This window comes from Marinospirillum sp., from assembly GCF_044810985.1.
Lineage (GTDB): Bacteria > Pseudomonadota > Gammaproteobacteria > Pseudomonadales > Halomonadaceae > Marinospirillum.
The window spans coordinates 2944810-2967371 of sequence record NZ_CP085242.1 but is presented as its reverse complement, the minus strand read 5'-3'; the positions used below and the strand labels follow the sequence as shown (position 1 = coordinate 2967371).

Here is a 22562-nt window from a genome sequence, read left to right as displayed (position 1 = left end):
CAAACGAATAGCCATTATGCTGTTCGGATGATTTCAATTTGACCTGTTAAACACTACCCTGATTGCAATTTTCAGCAACTCAGGTCAAACAGAAAATGTCACAACTTCTAGAAGTACGCAAAGCGCATCCAGCCCAGGATGGTGATGGCGTCAAGATTCGTCGCATCCATGATTTTCGAGGCGGCTTGGATCCCTTTCTGATGCTGGATGAACTCAAGGCGTCAGCCAAGGAAGATTATATTGGCGGTTTTCCTGCCCACCCCCATCGCGGCTTTGAAACCCTGACCTATATTCTGCATGGTGGCTTGACCCATGAAGATTCCATGGGCAACAAAGGTGAAGTCCATGCCGGGGATGCCCAGTGGCTGAGTGCCGCCCGGGGTGTGATTCACTCGGAAATGCCACTCACGGACAGTGACGGCCTGCATGGTTTCCAGATTTGGATCAACCTGCCCAGCCACCGCAAAATGGACAACCCCCAATACAAGGATTTGCGCCACAGCGAAATGGGCCAACTGCAGTGGTCAGGTGGTCACCTCAAATCCATTGCGGGCTCCTGGCAAACCAGTGAGGGCCAAGCTGAAGGTGGTTTGCCTCAACTAGGCGAAGCTGCCTGCATGGCAGACTTGCAACTGGAAGCAGGGCAACAACTGACCCTGACTCTGGAACCAGGACAGCTTCTGCAAACCTATGTTTATCAGGGAGAGCTGCAGGAAGGTGTCAAAACCGGCAACCTGGGCAGTTTCCAACCCGACTCACAAGGCCAGGTTCAGCTCACCGCCCTGGATGATCTGGGTTTGTTGCTACTGACCGGCCCTGCGCTTCAGGAGCCCATCGTGCATTACGGGCCTTTTGTCATGAACAAGGAAGAAGAAATCCATCAAGCTGTAAGAGACTACCAAACCGGCCAGCTCACCCGTTGATGGCCAGGGATGGTCAGCTAGCCAGGGGGCTGCTAAGATAACTTTTTGGCAACCCCCATCGGCAAGGAAATCCAGACACTGACATGCTCTCCCCAGCCCAATTTTTCAAATGCCTCAGCGATGACACGCGTTGCAAACTACTGCTTCTGGTTATGGAAGAAGATGAGCTTTGCGTTTGTGAGTTCAGCCATGCCCTGAATACCAGCCAGCCCAAAATATCCCGGCATCTTGCGCAATTGCGCGCTGCTGGCCTGCTGGTGGATCGCCGTCAGGGGCAATGGGTTTACTACAGCATCAAACCGGCAACCACTCACTGGACGCATCAACTTCTCAGTGAATTCTATCAAGTAAAAAAAGATCACATCACCCAGGAGCTGGATCGCCTGCACAGTATGGGCGACCGTCCACAACGCCAAAAGGAGTGTTGTTAAGCTTATTGTATAGGAGCGCACTCTGTAGACGATAAGATATCGCGCACGGAGTGCGCTCCCACAGCAGGATATAGTTTTGTGTAGGAGCGCAGTCACTGCGCGATCAAGGCTAGAAAATAAGCAGAAAGGTAGCTACGATTTAATACACTAATATCTTCTTAAAATGGAAACCCTAACAAGCCAACAAGGAGGTTGACAATGAAATTACTCATCACTGGCGGCAGCGGATTTATCGGCTCGGCAGTCATCCACCATTTACTCCACACCACTCAATATGAGGTACTTAACTACGACAAGCTGACCTCTGCAGCCAATCCTCTCTCCCTGCAAGCCTTTCAATACAACAAACACTACCGGTTTGTGAAAGGTGATATTTGTGATCGTGAACAGCTAGAGCAGACACTGGAGCGCTTTCAACCGGATGCTGTGATCAATTGTGCAGCACTAAGCCCAAGTGCTGACACCTGGCAAAACCCCACCCCTTGCATCAAAACCAACTACCTGGGCAACTTCAACCTACTCGAAGCAGTAAGAGCTTACTGGCAAGAATTAACCACTCAGAAATGCCAGGACTTCCGTTTTCTACATCTCTCCACAGAAGAAGTCTTTGGCCACCCCAGCCGTCAGGATCAACAGATTTCAGAAGCCACGCCCTACGCCCCAGACAACCCCTACTCAGCCAGCAAAGCCACAGCAAACCAGCTCTTTGAAGCCTGGCACAAAAGTTATCAGCTCCCCATCCTCATCACACACGCCTCACGCACTTATGGACCTCACCAGGCAGTCAACCACTTCCTGCCCCGCCTGCTGATTGATGCCCTACTGGAAAAACCACTCCCTCTAAAGGGCGACTCCCAATCACGACAAGACTGGCTGTATGTCGAAGACCATGTGCACGCCCTCCTGCAGGTATTGGAATGCGGGCAACCCGGTGAGACTTACAACATCAGCAGCGACTCCCTGCACAATAACCATGAAGTGCTAAGCGACCTTTGCCAGCTTCTGGATGAGCTTGAACCCAAAGCCACCAGCTACTTAAACCTCATCGACTATCAGGATGAACTGAGTGATTATCCACAACAACGCCAACTTGACAGCAGCAAACTGCGCAATCAACTGGGTTGGAAACCTCTGGAAAACCTGCACAGTGGGCTGAGAAAAACCCTAAGTTGGTATCTGGCAAACCCGGAATGGGTTAAAAGCAGCCACGAACGCCAAAACCCTCGCTCCCGATCCAAACCCAAAAGACGCAGAGAAGTTAGAGGAACCTAAGGTATCGCGCAGTCCCTGCGCGATCTATCCAGTGCTCGACAGGCTTTACCAAATTCCTACTAACCGAGTCTAGGCAAGTATGATCCTGCATGTTAGTTTAACCCATTGATTCAACCTCAAGGATAAGCCGTCAATGCAGCGTGATGCCCTGGCTCCCAAATACGTTCGTGATTTCCAGTGCACGGGCAGTAAATGCCCCGATAACTGCTGCCATAGCTGGAATGTAGGTGTTGATCCCGAAACCCTCCGCGGCTACCGCACCAACCCTGCATTAATACCCGTCATGCAGGATAAGCTGATCGACAATCACGATCTCAGCAGTAAAGAAACCAAGCCAGCCTACATTAAACTGGATCCAGCCACCAATAAATGCACCCTGCAAGAACCCAGTGGCTTGTGCAAACTCCAAAAGGACTTTGGTGAAGCCGCACTTTGCGTAACCTGCGATAATTATCCGCGAAGCTACAAAATCCTGGGAGAAGACCTGACCGTCACCCTATCCGATTCCTGCCCTGAAGCTGCCCGACTGTTGATCAGTGACCCAAATGCAATGGAGCTGGAGTTTGCACCTCTGACCTTATCCAGTAAACCTCAAGCCTACCAGATTGCTGAAGCCGAACACTACGCTGAGCGCTATCAACTACTTCAGGCTCTAATCACCCTGCTACGTTACCGGGAAATCAGCCTGGAAATGCGCTTGTTTATTGCTGGGCTGTTGGTGCAAAGAGCCCAGGCTCTGCTGGAGGAAGGCAGCGACACCAGCATGCAGGATCTTTGCAACCTCTTTTTTGAGCTCATTGGCCAAGGCTACTTCCAGCAACAAGCCAAAGAACTGCAAAAAACCAATGATGGTGCTCTGGGGCTGGTTATTCTGAATGTGCTGGTCAAGGAACCCCCCCATCAATCCGCTTTCAGGGAAGAGTTACAGGCTGCCCTAAAAGGCCTGAACATCAAAGGGCGTAAACCAGCAGGACAGGAGCAGCTCGACAAGCTCCAACAAGCCTGGAAAAAACACCTCAAACCCTTTTATAAAAAACACAGCACCGGTCTGGAAAACCTCATCGTCAACTGGCTGATCCGTGACTTCTTCCCGATACAAAGCAAAAACCTCTATGATGGCTGGGCCAATATCCTGGCGCGTTATCTACTGTTACGCACCCTGATGTCCGGTATCGCCCTGCAACAAAAGACATTTGAAAAGAAAGACCTGATACGCCTAAGCTATCGCTTTGGACGTGGCGTTACCCACAGCCAACTTTTAAACAGGCTCATGCTGGAACTGGCTGGACGCAACCTGAAATCCAACACCGCTTTTGCACGAGCCTTGCAATTCGGTTAGAGCTAAAGAAAACAAGTCCTTAGCCGAAAACCTAAGAGATATTTTCATTTACGAGTCCTCAGGAAAGCACTCAAATCCTGGGGCGGTAGCGTGTCTGAAACATGAAAAATCCATGCCAATGATCGCCACTTCAACACCGTTGGCCCGGCTATTCAGAAAATGAGTACACTATCATGTTAATGCTCTGAACCAACTCGACTAAGAAGAACCCCCGTAGCTAAAACTAGCAAGTGCTATTTTATCCTCTATACACCTAAGCAACTGATCAATTGACCAAAAAATAAATTCATGGGACATCATAAAAATATGCAACACGTATTAGTTACAGGTGCAGGCGGCTACATTGGGTCAACTTTAGTTCCCACTCTTCTTAAAGAAGGTTATAGAGTAACAGCTGTGGATCGATTTTTTTTTGGTAGCGATCGGCTGCAAAATAATAGCAAGCTTGCTTGTGTTAAAGAAGATAGCCGAAAATTGTCACCTGAGTTGTTTAAAGGTGTGGACGCAGTTATTGACCTTGTTGCTATCTCAAACGACCCCAGCGGCGAACTCTTTGAATCAGCAACTTGGCAAATCAATTTTGAAAGCCGGGTTCGAACTGCTGAACTAGCCAAGGCTGCTGGTGTAAAACGGTATATTCTACCTTCTAGTTGCAGCATATATGGCTTTCAAAAGGGCCTCGCGGACGAAACATCGCCGACCAACCCTCTAACCGTGTATGCAAAAGCGAACGAGAAGGCTGAGATTGGTGTACTCGGCCTTGCAGACGAGAGCTTTATCGTTGTGGTTATGCGGCAAGCAACAATTTTTGGCTACAGTCCCAGAATGCGTTTTGATTTAGCGATTAATGGCATGACATTTGGTGCCTACACCCATAAAAAACTGCCTTTGATGCGCGACGGTACCCAGTACCGCCCCATGCTGCATGTTCAAGACACATCAGATGTCATGAGACTGCTGTTAACAGCAAGTCCGAAGAGTATCAATGGACACATTTTTAATGTGGGAAGTGAGGCAAATACCTACCAATTGGGCGATTTAGGTAGGAAAATTGCAAAAACTGTCGGTGAACAGCTAGGCGAAGAAATTCCCATAGAGTGGTACGGGGATCCAGACCATCGAAGTTATCGGGTTTCATTCAATAAGATCCAAGATACATTGAACTGGAAACCCAAAATGGATGCTGAAGCAGGAAGCCGTGAGATTATCGAAAAATTACAATCAGGTGAACTAGATAAGAGCACCGATACCATCACACTTGAGTGGTATCAGGAACTGGTTAAGTGGCATAAAATCATCAAAGATGCTGAAATGTATGGCGGAATACTTGATATATAATTTTCAAGGATAGAAACCTCATGATTCAGGTCACTAAGCCGGTCATACCTGACCTTGTAAAAGTTCAAAAATATTTGGAAAAAGTTCATGAGCGTGCGTGGCTAACGAACAATGGCCCACTCGTTCATGAGCTTACTGATAGATTGCAAGATTATTTGGGCGTACGTAATTTATTACTGACAGCAAATGGAACCCTAGCCCTTCAGATAGCTTATAAGGTATTAGGAATTAAAGAAGAAGCCGTTACCAGCCCTTTCACATTTATTGCCACAGCTAGTGCTATGAAATGGCAAGGGGTCAATCCCAACTTCGCCGATATAGATAGCAAATCACTTTGCTTATCTCCTGCTGCGACTGCAGATGCAATAACGCCGAAAACTAGTGCCATCGTACCTGTTCACGTCTACGGCAACCCTTGTGATGTGAAGGCTTTTGACATTTTGGGTGACCAATTCGGTATTCCAGTTATCTATGATGCTTCTCATGCGTTTGGAGTACAGTATCAGGGTGAAAGTATTCTGAATTGGGGTGATGCATCAACACTGAGTTTCCATGCAACCAAGTTGTTTCACACGGTTGAGGGCGGAGGCATCGTATTCAAAGACACTGATGTATTTGAACAAGCAAAACACATGCAGAATTTTGGTCTAGGTGAACGTGCAGATGACATCAGCTCACAGGGTATTAATGCAAAGATGAGCGAAGTTCACGCTGCCTACGGCCTGTGCGTGTTGGACTCTATTGATGATATTCTAGATAGAAGAGCAGATATCCTTGATTCTTATTACACAGAACTGGAAGGTATTGTTAAGGCTCCTGAATGGTGTAAAGATGCATCTCAAAATGCAGCCTACGCACCCATACTACTCGAATCAGAAAACCAATGCTTGAAGGTTCTTGATAAGCTGAGATCCATCGGAGTAGTTGCTAGGCGGTATTTTTATCCTAGCCTTAATACCGTAACAGAATTCCAAGGCTCGCACGATAAAACTTGCCCTCAGTCAGAGCAAGCGGCAAGCAGAGTCTTATGCTTGCCCATATACCCAAGCCTCAATTCAGAAGATATCCAAAAAGTTATTGTAGCAGTCAAAAAGGGGTGCAAGGCATGAAACACATTATCCTAACCCCAGCTCTGAAAGAACCTGCTAACCCTTCGGTTACTTGAAATCGTGAACATGCAAACCAACAAAACAGTCACCCATCTCGACTGCACCTTACGTGATGGTGGCTATTACAATGCCTGGGACTTCTCCAGCGAGCTGATCAATGACTACCTTGAAGCCATGCACGCTGCGGGCATTCAAGTGGTTGAACTGGGTTTTCGCTCACTAGAAAACCAAGGCTTTAAAGGTGCCTGTGCCTTTACGCGGGATGATTTTATTCATCAATTAAACCTCCCGCATGATCTACAGCTTGCCGTAATGGTTAACGGCAAAGAACTCGCAACGGAATCCAGCCAGGAACAAACCTTGCGCCTGGAGCAGCTCTTCCCCAGTCCAGCAAGCCAATCCTCCGTTCAATGGGTAAGGCTTGCCTGCCATCTGCATGAATTCGAACAGGTATTACCGGCAAGTCACTGGCTGAAAAAACAAGGCTATCGGGTCGGCTTTAATCTCATGCAAATTGCTGACCGTAGCGAGCAAGAAATCACCCAGCTAGCTCAACTCGCAACCAGCTACCCTGTTGATGTGCTCTATTTTGCCGACTCCATGGGCAGTATGACACCAGAAGACACTGCCAGAATCATTAGCTGGCTTCGCAAAGGCTGGCAAGGAGCTCTCGGCATCCACACTCACAACAACCAGGGTCTGGCGCTACAAAACTCTCTAAAAGCGTTGGATGAAGATGTCACTTGGTTGGACTCAACTGTCACAGGTATGGGGCGAGGCCCAGGTAATGCCAAAACAGAAGAACTGGTGATCGAGCTGGCCAAACGCTCGAATAGCAAGCCACAATTGACCAAACTACTCAGCTTGATCCGTCGTCACTTTCAACCCTTGCAGAACAAGTACGGTTGGGGAACCAACCCCTACTATTACTTGGCAGGTCTCTACGGCATCCACCCCACCTATATCCAGGAAATGCTGGGAGACTCCCGTTATGATGAAGAAGACATACTAGCCGTTATCGAACACCTACGCGTGGAAGGTGGCAAGAAGTTCAACCTCAATGCCCTGGACGCCGCACGCCACTTTTATCAAGGTACGCCAAGAGGGGTATGGCAACCCAGTGACCTCTTTAAGGGTCGTGAAGTGCTCATTCTCGGCACAGGCCCAGGGGTTGCAGACCACAAGCAAGCCCTAGAAAGCTACATTCAGCGCACACATCCTCTGGTCATTGCACTGAATACACAAAGTGCGCTACCCAGCAACCTGATCAACCTACGTGTAGCCTGCCACCCAGTGCGACTTCTGGCTGACAGTGAAGAACATCTAAAACTCTCACAGCCGTTGATCACACCCATCAGTATGTTGCCGGATGATGTTCAGGACACTCTCAAGACCAAGGACACACTGGATTTTGGCCTAGCCATTCAACCTGACCAGTTTGATTTCGCAGACAGCTACTGCACCTGTCCCAGCTCACTGGTTATTGCCTATGCACTGGGACTGGCAACTTCTGGGCAAAGTAAAAACTTATTGATGGCTGGCTTTGATGGTTATGGTGCCGATGACCCTCGCAGCAAGGAAATGCAGTACCTATTGGATCTTTATCAACAACATCCAGCTAGTCTTCCGTTAACCGCTGTTACACCAACACGCTATGCGCTGGCATCTCAGTCCATCTATGCGCTTTAAAGGAAATACATGAAAAGCGTTGTCATTATTCCTGCTCGCTACACCTCAACCCGCTTTCCTGGAAAGCCACTGGTGGATCTTGCAGGAAAGCCAATGATTATCTGGGTTGCAGAGCTTTCAGCAACAGCCGTTGGCCAACAGAATGTTTACATTGCCACTGATGACCAACGTATTGCCGAAGTGGTTCAGGCGTGGGGCTATCAATATGTACTGACCAGCTCTGAGGCACTCACAGGAACCGACCGACTGGCAGAAGCAGCCGAGCAGCTGGAAGCAGACATCTACATCAATGTGCAGGGTGATGAACCTCTGGTTAACCCAGCGGACATTCTTAAAATCCGAGATGCGAAGATCCAGCACCCGAATCAGGTCATCAACGGCTACTGCTGGCTGACACCCGAAGAGAATCCGAGCAACATCAACATTCCCAAGGTCATCACCAACGAACAAAACGAACTGGTATACATGTCACGCCAGACCCTACCAGGATTTAAGGAAGAAAAAAACGCACCTGCTGGCTACAAAAAACAGGTCTGCATCTACGCCTTCAACAAACAAGAACTGACCGCTTTCAAAGATTTCAGCCGAAAAAGCCAGCTGGAAGCCTGTGAAGACATCGAAATCCTGCGCTTCCTGGAGCTGAATAAAACAACCAGAATGGTAGAAACCCAAGGCGGTAGTCTGGCCATTGATGTGCCTGAAGACATAGCCCCTGTGGTTGAACAGCTGAAATTGAAGCAAAAAGAGCATAGATAACATGAAAGGCATCATTTTGGCAGGTGGATCCGGCACTCGGCTTTACCCCATCACCCAGGGGATCTCCAAGCAATTGCTACCCATCTACGACAAGCCCATGATCTATTATCCTCTGTCAGTTCTGATGCTGGCAGGCATAAAAGATATTCTGGTCATCTCCACCCCACAGGATTTACACAATTTTAAACAACTTTTAGGTGATGGTAGCCAACTCGGCATACAGCTTAGCTATGCTGAACAGCCCAGCCCAGATGGTTTGGCTCAAGCATTTATTATTGGTGAAGAGTTTATCGGCCAAGATAATGTCTGCCTGATTCTCGGTGATAACATCTTTTATGGCCCTAACTTTACACCGCGATTAAGAAAAGCGATCCAAAGGCCTACAGGTGCCACAGTTTTTGGCTACCAAGTTAAAGATCCTGAGCGTTTTGGTGTGGTGGAGTGTGATAAAAACAATCGTGCACTTTCCATTGAAGAAAAGCCCGAACAACCCAAATCAGACTTGGCTGTTACTGGCCTCTACTTTTACGACAACCAGGTCATCAACATCGCAAAACAGGTAGTACCATCACACCGAGGAGAGCTGGAAATCACCAGTATCAACCAGGCTTACCTGGAGCATGGGCAGCTCAACGTTGAGCGTCTAGGTCGCGGTTTTGCTTGGCTGGATACCGGCACCCACGAAAGCCTATTAGAAGCAGCCCAGTTTGTAGAAACCATTGAAAAACGCCAAGGATACAAAATAGCCTGCCTTGAAGAAATCGCCTTCAACAATGGCTGGATCAACAAACAACAAATTATTCAACGTGCTCATCAGCTAGCCAAAAATGCCTATGGTCAATATCTACTCGAACTGGCTGAAGAAGCATGAGCAAAACTAACATTCCTGTCACCAAACCCTACCTGCCTAGTCGCAAAAAACTGGATCGCTACATTGATGGCATCTACGAACGCAACTGGCTAACAAATAGTGGCCTTTTAGTACGAAATAGCTATCATAAACATCTAACAGGCAAGGTGACATTCCAACAAGTAAGCTCTGCAGCCACACATAATTTTGGATATACACCCATTGTATATGGGTGATGAAAAGCAGCAAGCAAACGCACAGAGTCACTTAACTGAACAAAGCATTGCACCCAGACAATATTTTTATCCAACCCTAAATTCAATTAGCTATTTTGCTAGCCATAATAGAAGCAAGGTTGCGAACGAAGTTGCTAACAAAATACTATGCTTGCCTCTATGCGATAGCTTAAGCATAGAAGAAGTCAAAATATCTCTAATTGTCAAGAATTCAGAAAATGTCAGAAAATAAAAAAGTGGTAGGAATCTGCTCAATTGGTAGTGGCGTAGGTCAATCTGTAATCAGCTCTTGCAATGCTACTAGCTTACCAATAATCACCTTAGGCCTTGGCAATAACCCTTTGGCATACGGTCAATACGAGTGCGATGATTATGCCTATATTCCAAGCTACTACAGTGAAAATTATTTAGAAAAGCTGCTTGAAATATGCAAAGAAAAGAAAGTAGAACTACTAATCCCAGGGCATGACGACGAAGCTCAGTTATTAGCAGATAATGAGCCAAAACTAAAAGAAGAAGGTATTGAATTACTCGCATCTAGTATCGAGCTAATCAATATTTGCCGATCAAAGGATAAGCTTGCTCATTTTTTCAGCGAAGCCAGCGACCTATTTGTAAAAAGTTACACCTACAAAGAAATAGCTAATAATAAAAAGAGTACAAAAGAAATATTCCCATTAATTGCCAAGCCAAGAAATGGCTATGCATCAAAAAATGTCCACATTGTAAGATCAAGGGAAGAACTAGAAAAACTTGATGATGAGTTGATTTACCAAGAAATTGCCATTCCAGAAAAGTCAGACCCTGCACGAGATTTCTATCTGAAAAATCTTGAGAAAGGAATTAATGCTCAGATTGGTGAACTATCCATTCAGCTAGTAGCCGATAAGAAAGGCAAGATTCACGGCAGATTTGCTACCTATAATAAGTTAAATAATGGAATTCCCATTGAGATACTACCCTACGAATCTAGCAAACTGGATAAGGCTCTTGATAGACTAATTCCGTTAATTCAAGAAAAAGGCTTAAAGGGACCAATAAACCTACAAGGTAGAATGACCGATGAAGGCCTTAAGATTTTTGAGATAAATCCAAGATTCACTGGAATCACAGGATTACGGGCTAAGTTTGGATTTAACGAAGTGTCAGCTTGCATCAAAAACTGGTTATTTAACGTGCCAATGCAAAATCTTAGCTACAATAAAAACTCTGCTGGCATTCGACAGACAGCAGACAAAATTGTCAATTGGAAAGAAAAACCAGAAAAAGAAACCATTTTAATTACTGGCAGTACTGGAGCTGTCGGCCAACAATTAGTGAAAATATTAAGTGAAAATAAAAAGTATATTATTTATACACTTGATCGTTCGCCAGAAAAATCAATATATATACATGGGAAATTAATTTCAAAAGCGCTAAGCTGGAATGATATAGATAATGACAGATTTAATCTTGGTTTAATTGGCACGCTATGTCATTTGGCTTCAGCGCGACCATATCATACAAGCCTTGAAATTGCCGAAAGTTTAGAAAGAACACAAAAAATTTTTACAAAGTCAGTATCAAATGGAATCCAGCAAATTATTTATGCATCGTCACAGAGTGTCTACGGAGAATTCCATGATATTCCCTGGAATGAGCAAATGATACCATCGCCAACCACATGCTATGCAATGACAAAATACTCTGGAGAGCTAATATTACAAAACCTTTTTTATACAAAGCGAAGCTTTAAACATATATCTTTAAGACTAGCTACATTAACCGGCGAAAATATAGAAATTGCAGAAACTGAAGCTACAGCAAAAATTGCAAGAAAAATTGCACGATCTGAAAATATAACAATTTACAATGGCGATCAGATTTTTAACAGAATGCACGTCAAAGATGCCGCAAATGCTTTTTATTCAATTATAAAATCAGGAATTAAAAAAAATGAAATACTAAATGTTTCTTACGAAAAGTCATTAAGCTTAAATGAAATTGTAAATTTATGCAAAAAAATTTCAAGCAAAAGTAGAAGCAAAATATATTTTGAATTCGGGAGCTCTTTAAAAAGTCACATTATGGATAGCAAAACAATTAAAAACAAATACAAATGGAGACCCGAACTTGATCTAAATAAAGCAATTGAATTAATAGTAAATGATGAAGAAAAAAAAGTTAAAAATGAGAAATAAAACAATTTTTGTTAAATCAAATATTTTCATGAACTTTACAAAAAGTGCTATAATAAAAAAATCAGAAGAAATTATTGAGAACAATGCTTCTCATGTAAAATCATACGACTTGAGAATATTAATCGAAATAAAAAACATTTCTCCCAAAACAAAAACAACACTATTAATTCCGAGCTTGATTGTATGCCCAATACATTCCAAGCCATTAACAAAATTTGGAAAAAAATACCACAATGAATATTATGGTAATTATCAACAAATTGACTACTTTGATAAACCTTATTGGTTTGCTGGGCTACATCCATTCAGATGCGCTGAAAAATTAGCATACTCACTATTTAATTCAGGATGTGACTTTTATAAAATAACAAGTAAACATTCCAAGCTATCAAACTGTAATTGCAAAAAACCCAGCACCACATTATTCGAAAGATACGATTTTAGCAATGACAAGCCATTTAAAAAGTCACTTGTTAGCATTAAGGATATAATTCATCTGGCCGATAAAGTATCTGATAAAAATTTTAAAAAACAGTGTGAAAGTTTAGAGCATATAAATATCACTAACTCTGAAACCCATGAAGATGTACTTAATAAAATAATAAAAAGCAAAGCAATCAATCACACCAATGACTGTCTATACTCAGCCATCAACAATAACAATAGCAATATTTCAAAAAAATTATTAAATTACCATCTATTATCAAGAAGCAGTAAAAATTACTTAAATTTTTTAAAAAAAATATTTTCATCTGCCAACAGCGAGGAATTAGAAGTAAAATTAATGGGTTTGATTGAAAATACTATGCCTCATAAAACAGTACAAAACAACTCATTCACTAAACATGAAAAAAAGTACAGTAAACTAATACTAGACAAAAGTATAGCCATCACTGGCCCTTCCGTAAACAGCCTCGAAGAAATTCCGAGTCATTTTGAATCAGTCATTACAATAAACCCAAATTTAACGTTTAAAAATTATGACGAACAAAATATAATACTTAGCAGCATCAATCAATTCAACGGAAATAGTGTATACATAGACTCATTACAAAATAACTATGATTTTCATATATGCCACCCTTTTTCAAAATCAAAAAAAAACAACTCCAGAGCAATTATACTATCAAACACAAATCTAATGCAATTTAAGCACTTTCACCTTCAGCGTATTGTTTTTGACACGCTATTATTTAATCCTAATAAAATTTATATTACAGGCTTTCCATGCTTTATTAACTCCGGGGGTTCGCTAGACTCATATTACAACCAAAAACACAACACATTTGAAACATCTAATGATGATATGTATAGAATAGCACTTCTAAACGACCCATCATTTAACTTTATTTGGCTAAAGTTAGCTCAAAAGGATTCTCGCATCACCTTCGACACAAAGCTGAATAAAATACTTGAACTTTCTTTAGAAGATTATTTGTATTATTTTTTCACTCAGAAAGCTTTTCAATGAAAAAAACATTAATTACCGGTGCCGATGGCTTTATTGGCTCTCATTTAACTGAACTATTGATTCGCCAAGGCTACCAGGTCAAGGCTCTCTGTCAATATAACTCTTTTAACTCCTGGGGTTGGCTTGAAAACCTTGACAGTCTTGAACAGGTTGAGGTCTTAACAGGCGATATACGGGACTCTCATTACTGCAAATTAATCACCAGGAATGTTGATGTGATCTTTCACTTGGCTGCATTGATTGCTATACCCTACTCTTATCAAGCTCCTGACAGCTATGTGGATACCAATATAAAAGGCACCTTGAATATTTGTCAGGCAGCCTTGGAAAATGGTGTCAAGAGGGTAATTCACACCTCTACCAGTGAGGTCTATGGTACAGCTCAGTATGTACCCATTGATGAAAATCATCCCTTGCAGCCACAATCTCCTTACAGTGCTTCCAAAATTGCTGCAGATGCCATGGCAACGAGTTTTTTCAACTCTTTCAATCTGCCACTTACAATAGCACGGCCTTTCAATACTTATGGTCCCCGTCAATCTGCTCGTGCAGTGATTCCAGCCATCATCACACAAATTGCTGCTGGCTATAAAAGCATTCAACTGGGTGACGTAACACCCACGCGGGATTTTAACTATGTCGAAGATACCTGTCGTGGGTTTCTCGCTTTAGCTGAATGTGATGCAACGATAGGTGAAACTGTAAATATCGCTTCCAACTATGAGATTTCAGTTGGGGATACACTTAATCTCATTCGCGAGTTAATGGGTAGTGATGTTGAGTTTCTTACCGATGAACAGCGACTACGGCCTAATAAGTCAGAGGTCTTTCGACTATGGGGCTGTAACAAGAAACTCCAAAGCTTGTCTGGTTTTAAGCCACAAACAGATATTCGTGACGGCCTGCAGAAAACCATCAACTGGTTTACTCAACCAGAGAATTTACGTCACTACAAAGCCGGTCTTTACAATGTCTGATATCAGTCAGAAGCTCGTAGAGCTGGTACGTGATTACTACCATACAAAGGAGTTCATCCCTCTTCATGCTCCTGTCTTCGACGGCAAGGAGAAAGACTATCTAGCTGAGACCATTGACTCCACTTTTGTTTCTAGTGCCGGGGCCTATGTTGATCGTTTTGAGCAGAACATGACGAGCTACACAGGCTCCCCTAAAGCAGTAGCAACAGTAAACGGTACTGCGGCTCTTCATGTTGCCTTGAGGTTGGCAGGCGTCGAGATGGGCGACCTAGTGATTACTCAACCACTCACTTTTGTGGCGACTTGTAATGCAATCGCTTACTGCGGAGCCGAACCGGTTTTTGTGGATGTCGATCGAGATACGCTCGGATTATCAGCACAGGCCATGGAGCTATGGCTAAGTAACCATGCAAAACTGGATGCAGAGGGCGTCTGCCGAGCCCACGAAGACGGTAAGGCCATACGTGCTTGTGTCCCTATGCACACCTTCGGCCACCCTGCGGATCTTGATGGCCTGTGTGACGTGACCCGCCGTTGGAATATTGCTTTGGTGGAAGACGCTGCAGAGTCACTGGGCAGCTTCTATAAAGGCCAGCATACAGGTACTTTTGGTGCCTCAGGCACGCTCAGCTTCAACGGCAACAAGATCATGACTACCGGTGGTGGCGGTATGATTCTGGCGGATGAAGCAACGGCAGCAAGAGCAAAGCACCTCACCACTACGGCCAAAAAGCCGCATACCTATGAGTACATTCACGACGACTTGGGTTACAACTACCGAATGCCGAATCTGAATGCGGCCTTGGGCTGTGCACAGCTGGAGCAGTTGGAAGCATTCATTAGTGCCAAGCGCACTCTCGCCAGCAGTTATGAAGCCTTCTTTCAGGACTCTTCCATGCAATTTATAACCGAGCCACCCGAGTGTCGTTCCAACTACTGGTTGAATGGTGTTATCTGTGAAGACAAAAAACAGCGGGATGCGCTATTGGACAGCACCAACAGTCAAGGTGTGATGACTCGCCCCATTTGGGCCTTGATGAATCACTTGCCTATGTACAAAAATTGCCGCCGTGGAGATCTGTCAAATGCCCAGTCGCTGGAAGAGCGGGTCGTGAATTTGCCGAGCAGCGTGAAGCCAGGAGTATCGGTTTGAAAAGAATTGCAGTTTTCACTGGAACACGCGCTGAATATGGCCTGCTCTACTGGCTAATGAAAGAAATTCAGGCTGATCCTGATCTTAAGTTACAGCTTATTGTCAGTGGAATGCATTTTTCTCCTGAGTTTGGTTCAACCTGGAAGAACATTGAGTCGGATGGCTTTTACATGGATGCAAAAGTTGAAATGTTGCTCTCATCCGATACCTCTGTTGGCGTGGCTAAATCCATGGGTCTAGGTATAGTTGGTTTTGCAGACGCACTTGAGCGGTTAAAGCCTGATTGTCTGGTGATTTTAGGTGATCGATTCGAGGCATTAGCTATTGCACAAACGGCTATGATCCTGCATATACCAATTGCCCACTTGCATGGTGGGGAAATTACAGAAGGTGCGGTTGATGATTCAACCCGACATGCCATTACCAAGATGGCACATTTTCACTTTGTCAGTAACGAAGAACATCGTTTACGAGTCCTTCAGCTTGGCGAGAACCCTGAACATGTGATCTATACAGGTGCACTTGGAGTCGAAAATGTTCATCGCGCCGAACTGCTTCCGCGAACTGAACTGAGTATAAGTCTGAATTTCGATCTTGGGCCTTCTTTTTTCTTGATTACCTACCACCCTGTCACTGCGGGAATAGAGGATCCAAAGAGCACTTTTCTAAATCTTCTGAGAGCTTTGGAAAACTTCCCACAACACAAACAGGTATTCACCTTCCCAAATGCTGACCAGGGTGGACGATACATTATTGATCTCATCAACCAGCATGTACTTCAACACCCCGAGCAAGCCATGGCAATCAACTCCTTGGGTGTGCAGCGCTACCTTTCTACAGCTCACTATGCAGATGCTGTTATAGGAAACTCTTCCAGTGGGCTTATTGAAGTACCCAGCCTTAAAACTCCCACAATTAATGTAGGCATTCGTCAGAAAGGCCGGGTGGCAGGGCCTTCAGTCATTCATTGCAAGACCAACGTACAATCCATTCAGAATTCGATATGCAAAGCACTAACCACTGAATTTCAAAGGCAGGCAGAGGTAGCGAACAACCCATACGGCAAGGGGGATACCTCTCAACATATATTGAATTTTTTACGTCAGCTGCCGAAATATCAACCGAAACAATTTTTTGATCTCAATCAGAGTTCTGCAAATGAATAATTCCACACTGATTATTGCCGAAGCCGGAGTGAACCATAACGGTGAGCGTGATCTTGCATTTCAGTTAGTGGAGGCTGCCGCCGAATCCGGTGCTGATGCGGTCAAGTTTCAGACCTTTAATGCAGAACGCTTGGCTGCAGTGACGGCACCCAAAGCTCAGTACCAAAAAAAAAATACGAGTGAAGCTGAATCCCAGCTGGCCATGCTGAAGAAACTGGAGCTGCCGGAAAGCTGGCACCAAGAGTTACAGGATCATGCTCAGCAGAAGGGTATAGCCTTTATTTCTACTGCTTTTGATCGCCTAAGCCTCAGCTTCCTGCAAACCTTGAATTTACCCTTTTACAAGATCCCTTCTGGTGAAGTAACTAATGCACCCTTGCTCTGGGCTTTTGCTGCTACGCGCAAGCCCTGTATCTTATCCACAGGCATGGCATCGCTAAGCGAAGTCGAACAGGCTCTAGCAATTCTTGCCCACGGCTATTCTCATGACCAGGAACCCAAAACCCTGAGTGAAACCTGGGAATTCTGGGGCCAGCCACAGGCCTTCGAAGCAATCAAAGACCAAGTTACGCTGCTGCATTGCACCTCCAGCTATCCAACACCCTTGGATCAAGTCAATCTAAAAGCCATGGACACGCTGGCAGCTGCATTTCAGTTACCTGTAGGTTACTCTGACCATACACAGGGGTTATTGGTGCCTGTAGCAGCAGTGGCTCGTGGAGCAAGGGTTATTGAGAAGCACTTTACTCTGGATCGTGAGTTACCAGGTCCTGATCATAAAGCCTCATTGGAACCAGAGGAGCTAAAAGACCTTGTCCAGCAAATTCGCTGCATCGAGCAGTTACTTGGAACAGGCCGCAAGGCTCCCCAGCCTTGCGAATGGGATACGCGCCAAGTGGCGCGACAGAGCTTGCTGGTCTCTCAAGATGTTCAGCAAGGTGATGAGTTTAGTGAAACGACACTCACGACGTCCAGAACTGGGCAAGGTGTTAGTGCTGCCCATTATTGGGACTATCTTGGTAAACCTGCCAGTAAAGACTATCGGTGCGGCGAAGCTTTATGAGCAGGCCAGTTATTTTGTTGGGCGCCGGTGGTCATGCCAAAGTGGTTTTGGAAATACTGCGCCAGATTAAACAACCTGTTTTAGGGGTCATTGATCCTCGACTTAAACAAAATCACATCAAGGAATGGCAGGGTTTACCCATATTGGGTGACGATTCTGATGTGAGTCTGTATCCAACAGATAAAATCTTTCTGGCTAATGGCATAGGCAGTCTGCCTGGACAAACCCTTCGTTGCTCTGTGTACAGGCAGTTCAAGAGTTCAGGTTACACCTTTATAACTTTAGTCCACCCCACAGCCATCATTGCAGAAGATATTACCCTAGCTGAGGGAGTGCAGATCATGGCTGGCTGTATTCTGGGAACTGATGTTCAGATTGATGAAAATACACTGATCAATACTGGAACTCAACTGGATCATGATTGCAAGGTAGGTAAACATTGCCACTTGGCACCAGCAGTTGTCTTATGTGGTAACGTTCAAGTTGAAGATGGATGTCATCTGGGGCCAAGCAGCTGTGTAGTTCAAGGTTGTCATCTGGGACAAGGTGCCGTTCTAGGCGCGGGTTCCACATTACTTTGTGATTTACCAAAAGGCCACAAGTATCTGGCTGCTAAATCGCAGCAACCCACCAAGCATTCACAGTGAATAAACAATGAAAAACTGGCAAGACACCCTTGTTCAACCAACGGCTTCACTGGAAAAAGCTATTGAGGTATTGGATACCTCAGCTCAGCGTATACTCTTAGTGGTCGATCAACAAAATAAGCTTTTAGGGACTGTAACAGACGGTGATGTGCGAAGGGCTCTACTAAGACACATTGATTTAAGTACGCCTGTTGCTCAAATAATGAATACCCAGCCTAAAATTGCTGGTCCAGAATGGAGTAATGCGGAGTTACTTTCATTTATGGAAAAGCACCAACACCTACAAATTCCAATTGTTAACTCCAATGCTAAAGTATTAGGCATGGTTGGTTTATATGAATTAATTCACCGAAAAAAATATGACAATCCTATATTTTTAATGGCTGGCGGTTTTGGAAAACGACTTCATCCTCTAACCGAGACCTGCCCTAAACCTCTACTTAAAATTGGTGGAAAACCTATTCTAGAACTTATTTTAGAGAGCTTTGTTAAATCTGGTTTCTATAAATTTTATATATCCACTCATTATATGCCAGAAAAAATAAAAGAATATTTCGGCGATGGTAGCCAATGGAATGTAAGTATTACTTATATACATGAAAAAAAACCACTTGGAACCGCTGGTGCACTTGGATTACTGCCAAATGAAGAAATCGACTTGCCTATTTTCATGATGAATGGAGACTTATTAACAAGCTTAGATTATGTTTCATTGCTTAAGTTTCATCAGCAACACAACTGCTATGCTACCATGTGTGTCAGAGAGTATGATTACCAGATTCCATATGGTGTAATAAAGACTCAGGGTTCCAAGGCGTATTCAATAGAGGAAAAGCCAATTTATACTTATCACGTAAACTCAGGGATTTATATTTTATCCCCTGAGCTCATCCGCAAAGTGCCTTACAATCAATATTTAGATATGCCCGACTTATTGCAAAAAGAGATAAGAAAAGGCAATGAAATAAACGTCTACGAATTAACTGATTACTGGATGGATATTGGACATATCGATGATTTCATTCAAGCTCAATCTGATTACAAGTTACAAATGCTTGAAAGCGAAAAGGTTAAAAAATGAAAAGATCATATATTATAGCAGAAATGGCGTGTTCGCATGATGGATCAGTAAAGCTAGCAAAAGACATAATAAAAAGTGCAATTAAAGCAGGGGCAGATGCAATACAGTTCCAGATATGGAACCATCATGATCTAGTTGTTTCCCATCACCCTGATATTCAGATTCTACAGAACCTTCAGCTCTCTAGACAGGATTGGAAGGATTTACTCTATTATGTTAAAGAAAACTCAGAAGAAATGGAAGTTATTGCTTGTGTTTATGATATAAATACAATTAACTTTTCCCGTGAAATTGGTGTAGATGCATATAAGATTCACACTTCTGATTTATCTAACGACATGTTATTAAAGGCAGTTGCAAACACAGGCAAAAGAATAGACTTAAGTGTAGGTGCTTCGACATACTATGAAATATCAGAAGCAATTAGCACTATAAAAAAATCTGGTAACAATAATATTTGGCTAATGTATGGAAAGCAACTATTTCCAACTGCTATCCAAGACGCTGAAATCTTACAAGCAGTAACATTGGGACACGCCTTCAGTTTACCTGTAGGCTACCAAGATCATAGTGATGCAAATACTGAAGCAGCGTTTCATATACCGATCGCTGCTAGAGGAGCAGGTCTAAGTATTCTTGAAAAACACATTACCCATGACAGGTCACTTGAAGGTGCCGACCATCAGGCTGCATTGAACCCTAATGAGTTTTGTAAATTTGTTAGCATGCTTCGTGATATTGATATTGCTTTAGGCGATCCACGACCACACCCTTTCACTGAAGCAGAAAAAAAATATCGTATATATTCAAAAAAGTCACTTGTTGCGGTTGAAGACTTTGAAAAAGGTCACATCATTAAAGAAGAAGATTTAATAGCATTACGTAGCCCTGACTTAGGTTCACCTCCAAATAAGTTATCAGCGTATGTTGGAAAATCATTGAAATACAGTATAAAAAAACATAATCCAATTAGTTTAGGTCATATAGAATGAGTTCAGGTGTCTTAATCACAGCTAGATTAAAGTCTACACGTCTCCATCGCAAAGTTTTGCGAAAAATTGGTGATAAACCTATGATTGCTCATTTAATTGATCGCATGCGAGAGGTACACCTAGCTGATTCAGTCACAGTAATAACATCGACGATTGCTCAAGATGATGAACTTGCTGACTTTTGTAAAAGCTATGGTGTTAACTGCTTTAGAGGTGAGCCTGATGATGTTATGGTTCGAATGCGTGATGCTGCACAACTTTTAGATCTTGACTGGGTACTAAGTGTAACTGCTGACAACCCTTGGGTTTGCCAAAAATGGTCTGACCGTTTATTGAACGCTTCTAAGTTAAACAATTGGGACTTTGGAAAAATTGAAGGGTTACCATTCGGCGCTTTCAGCTATACCGTGAAGAAAAGTGCCTTAGAAAAAGCATGCAAATTAAAAAACACAAATGATACAGAGGTCTGGGGAGAATACTTTCAAGAAGAGTTTGGTTTTAGTAATGGCGTTCTGAAGGTTCCAATTGAATATCCTGAACATAGACCAAATTACCGATTGACAGTAGATGTAGAAGATGACTTGGCTTTGGCACAAATAATTGAAAAAAATGTTAAAGCAGACCATAACACTGCAACCATCGAAAAAATAATAAATTTTTTAGATTCCAACAAAGAGGTTGCTTCTATCAATAGCAAAATAAAACAAGCAACACCGAAAAAGATTACTCTAAAAAGCAATTATCAGGAGTTTTTGAAATGAATAAAGTCGAAGTCAAGATTGATCACAACTATCATCCTCAAAACATCCATAAGCTTGAAGCATGGGAATCAGGAAAAAGTGATGATTATAAAGAATATAGAAAAAACTGGGTTAATTGGCCAAAAAATAATATTGTAGGTCGCGTACCTATACACCTTGACATTGAGGCAACTTCAAACTGTAATTTATTATGCACAATGTGTGCAAGAACCACCATGGTCGAAAATGGTAACTTTTGGAAAGTACAAGAGTTCGATTACATAAAATATAAAGAAATTATTGATGAAGCAGCCCATAAAGGAGTTCAGTCATTAAAGTTCAACTATTTGGGTGAGCCTTTGATGAATAGGAACATTTTTAAAATGGTTTCATATGCCAAGGAGAAGGGTATAATTGATACAATGTTTAACACTAATGCAACATCACTCACAAAAGAAAAATCAAAAAAAATAATTGAGTGTGGACTCGATAAGTTGTTTTTTTCCTTTGACTCACCATACAAAGATGAATATGAAAAAATAAGAGTCAATGCAAATTATTTAAAAACATTAAAAAATATAATACAGTTTCATGAAATACGAGGAAACAACCCTAAAGAAAGCTACACCCCATTTACCAGAGTTTCAATGGTAAAAATTAACGAAAATGATAAAAAATTTAGTGACTTTAAAAAACTTTTCGAACCCATTGTTGATGTGGTTGCAGCTGTTGATTATATGGACCACTCCATGATGAATAATAATTCTGAAGGGAAAAATCGTGTTGAAAATATAATATCAACTGACAAATCAAACTCCAGCTCTAAATTTTGCTGCCCTCAATTATGGCAACGAATGTTTATTCACCCCGACGGGGTTGTTACACCATGTTGTGTTGATGTTAACAGAACTATGGTAATGGGGAATATTTATAACAATAACATAGAAGAAATCTGGACAAGTAAAAAGTATAACAAACTGAGAGAAACTCATAGAAATGGAAATATTGATAGCATTTCAACCTGCAGGAACTGCCCTTTAGCTAACCATTAATATATTTAATGATTTCACCCTGATATTACTCTTTATTATAATTGATATTGCCTGATTTTTTAAGCAGTCAAATTTATCTTGGAATATTTTAATAAAA

At 43.0% G+C, this 22562-nt stretch carries 20 protein-coding genes; all 20 read left to right on the top strand.

What is annotated here, in order from left to right; genetic code table 11:
• Positions 1-95 precede the first annotated feature (95 nt).
• The 20 genes from LG323_RS14020 (at position 96) to LG323_RS13925 (ending at position 22465) form a co-directional block, all read left to right on the top strand.
• Positions 96-923, top strand: a complete 828-nt coding sequence (locus tag LG323_RS14020) for a pirin family protein (protein WP_404417457.1) — start codon at positions 96-98, stop codon at positions 921-923.
• A gap of 83 nt (positions 924-1006) precedes the next feature.
• Positions 1007-1354 (top strand): metalloregulator ArsR/SmtB family transcription factor, encoded by a 348-nt coding sequence (locus LG323_RS14015; RefSeq protein WP_404417455.1) that lies wholly within the window; start codon positions 1007-1009, stop codon positions 1352-1354.
• Between the two features lie 198 nt (positions 1355-1552).
• On the top strand, positions 1553-2626 hold the full coding sequence (locus LG323_RS14010) for a dTDP-glucose 4,6-dehydratase (RefSeq protein WP_404417452.1): 1074 nt from the start codon (positions 1553-1555) through the stop codon (positions 2624-2626).
• Between the two features lie 133 nt (positions 2627-2759).
• On the top strand, positions 2760-3965 hold the full coding sequence (gene fliB / locus LG323_RS14005) for a flagellin lysine-N-methylase (RefSeq protein WP_404417450.1): 1206 nt from the start codon (positions 2760-2762) through the stop codon (positions 3963-3965).
• A 306-nt stretch (positions 3966-4271) separates the two neighbouring features.
• Positions 4272-5303 carry an NAD-dependent epimerase/dehydratase family protein gene (locus tag LG323_RS14000; protein WP_404417447.1) on the top strand — a complete coding sequence of 344 codons (1032 nt, stop codon included), beginning with the start codon at positions 4272-4274 and terminating at the stop codon, positions 5301-5303.
• A gap of 20 nt (positions 5304-5323) precedes the next feature.
• The gene (locus tag LG323_RS13995) at positions 5324-6412 is read left to right on the top strand and encodes a DegT/DnrJ/EryC1/StrS family aminotransferase (protein WP_404417444.1); all 1089 of its coding nucleotides are present in this window, start codon (positions 5324-5326) and stop codon (positions 6410-6412) included.
• A gap of 66 nt (positions 6413-6478) precedes the next feature.
• Entirely contained in the window at positions 6479-8101 is a 1623-nt protein-coding gene (locus LG323_RS13990; RefSeq protein ID WP_404417442.1) for an aldolase catalytic domain-containing protein, read from the top strand.
• A gap of 9 nt (positions 8102-8110) precedes the next feature.
• A complete protein-coding gene (locus tag LG323_RS13985) occupies positions 8111-8857 on the top strand; it encodes a 3-deoxy-manno-octulosonate cytidylyltransferase (RefSeq protein WP_404417439.1) in 747 nt (248 codons plus the stop codon).
• Between the two features lies 1 nt (position 8858).
• Positions 8859-9728 (top strand): glucose-1-phosphate thymidylyltransferase RfbA, encoded by an 870-nt coding sequence (gene rfbA / locus LG323_RS13980; RefSeq protein WP_404417437.1) that lies wholly within the window; start codon positions 8859-8861, stop codon positions 9726-9728.
• Positions 9729-10161: 433 nt separating this feature from the next.
• Positions 10162-12123, top strand: a complete 1962-nt coding sequence (locus tag LG323_RS13975) for an NAD-dependent epimerase/dehydratase family protein (RefSeq protein WP_404417434.1) — start codon at positions 10162-10164, stop codon at positions 12121-12123.
• Entirely contained in the window at positions 12089-13594 is a 1506-nt protein-coding gene (locus tag LG323_RS13970; RefSeq protein ID WP_404417432.1) for a hypothetical protein, read from the top strand. The genes LG323_RS13975 and LG323_RS13970 overlap by 35 nt, the downstream gene beginning before the upstream one ends.
• The gene (locus LG323_RS13965; RefSeq protein WP_404417429.1) at positions 13591-14571 is read left to right on the top strand and encodes an NAD-dependent 4,6-dehydratase LegB; all 981 of its coding nucleotides are present in this window, start codon (positions 13591-13593) and stop codon (positions 14569-14571) included. The genes LG323_RS13970 and LG323_RS13965 overlap by 4 nt, the downstream gene beginning before the upstream one ends.
• Complete coding sequence (locus LG323_RS13960; RefSeq protein WP_404417426.1) at positions 14564-15724, top strand: LegC family aminotransferase; 1161 nt, start codon at positions 14564-14566, stop codon at positions 15722-15724. Before LG323_RS13965 ends, LG323_RS13960 begins: the two co-directional genes overlap by 8 nt.
• Positions 15721-16890: a UDP-N-acetylglucosamine 2-epimerase gene (gene neuC, locus LG323_RS13955; RefSeq protein ID WP_404417424.1), complete on the top strand. Its 1170-nt coding sequence runs from the start codon at positions 15721-15723 to the stop codon at positions 16888-16890. The genes LG323_RS13960 and neuC overlap by 4 nt, the downstream gene beginning before the upstream one ends.
• Positions 16883-17953 (top strand): N-acetylneuraminate synthase, encoded by a 1071-nt coding sequence (neuB, locus tag LG323_RS13950; RefSeq protein WP_404417421.1) that lies wholly within the window; start codon positions 16883-16885, stop codon positions 17951-17953. The genes neuC and neuB overlap by 8 nt, the downstream gene beginning before the upstream one ends.
• Complete coding sequence (locus LG323_RS13945; RefSeq protein ID WP_404417418.1) at positions 17950-18600, top strand: acetyltransferase; 651 nt, start codon at positions 17950-17952, stop codon at positions 18598-18600. Before neuB ends, LG323_RS13945 begins: the two co-directional genes overlap by 4 nt.
• A gap of 7 nt (positions 18601-18607) precedes the next feature.
• Positions 18608-19681, top strand: coding sequence for a nucleotidyltransferase family protein (locus tag LG323_RS13940; RefSeq protein WP_404417415.1), 1074 nt, complete (start codon positions 18608-18610; stop codon positions 19679-19681).
• A complete protein-coding gene (locus tag LG323_RS13935; RefSeq protein ID WP_404417413.1) occupies positions 19678-20673 on the top strand; it encodes an N-acetylneuraminate synthase family protein in 996 nt (331 codons plus the stop codon). The genes LG323_RS13940 and LG323_RS13935 overlap by 4 nt, the downstream gene beginning before the upstream one ends.
• On the top strand, positions 20670-21434 hold the full coding sequence (locus tag LG323_RS13930; RefSeq protein ID WP_404417410.1) for a cytidylyltransferase domain-containing protein: 765 nt from the start codon (positions 20670-20672) through the stop codon (positions 21432-21434). The genes LG323_RS13935 and LG323_RS13930 overlap by 4 nt, the downstream gene beginning before the upstream one ends.
• Complete coding sequence (locus LG323_RS13925; RefSeq protein WP_404417407.1) at positions 21431-22465, top strand: radical SAM/SPASM domain-containing protein; 1035 nt, start codon at positions 21431-21433, stop codon at positions 22463-22465. Before LG323_RS13930 ends, LG323_RS13925 begins: the two co-directional genes overlap by 4 nt.
• Positions 22466-22562: the final 97 nt, after the last annotated feature.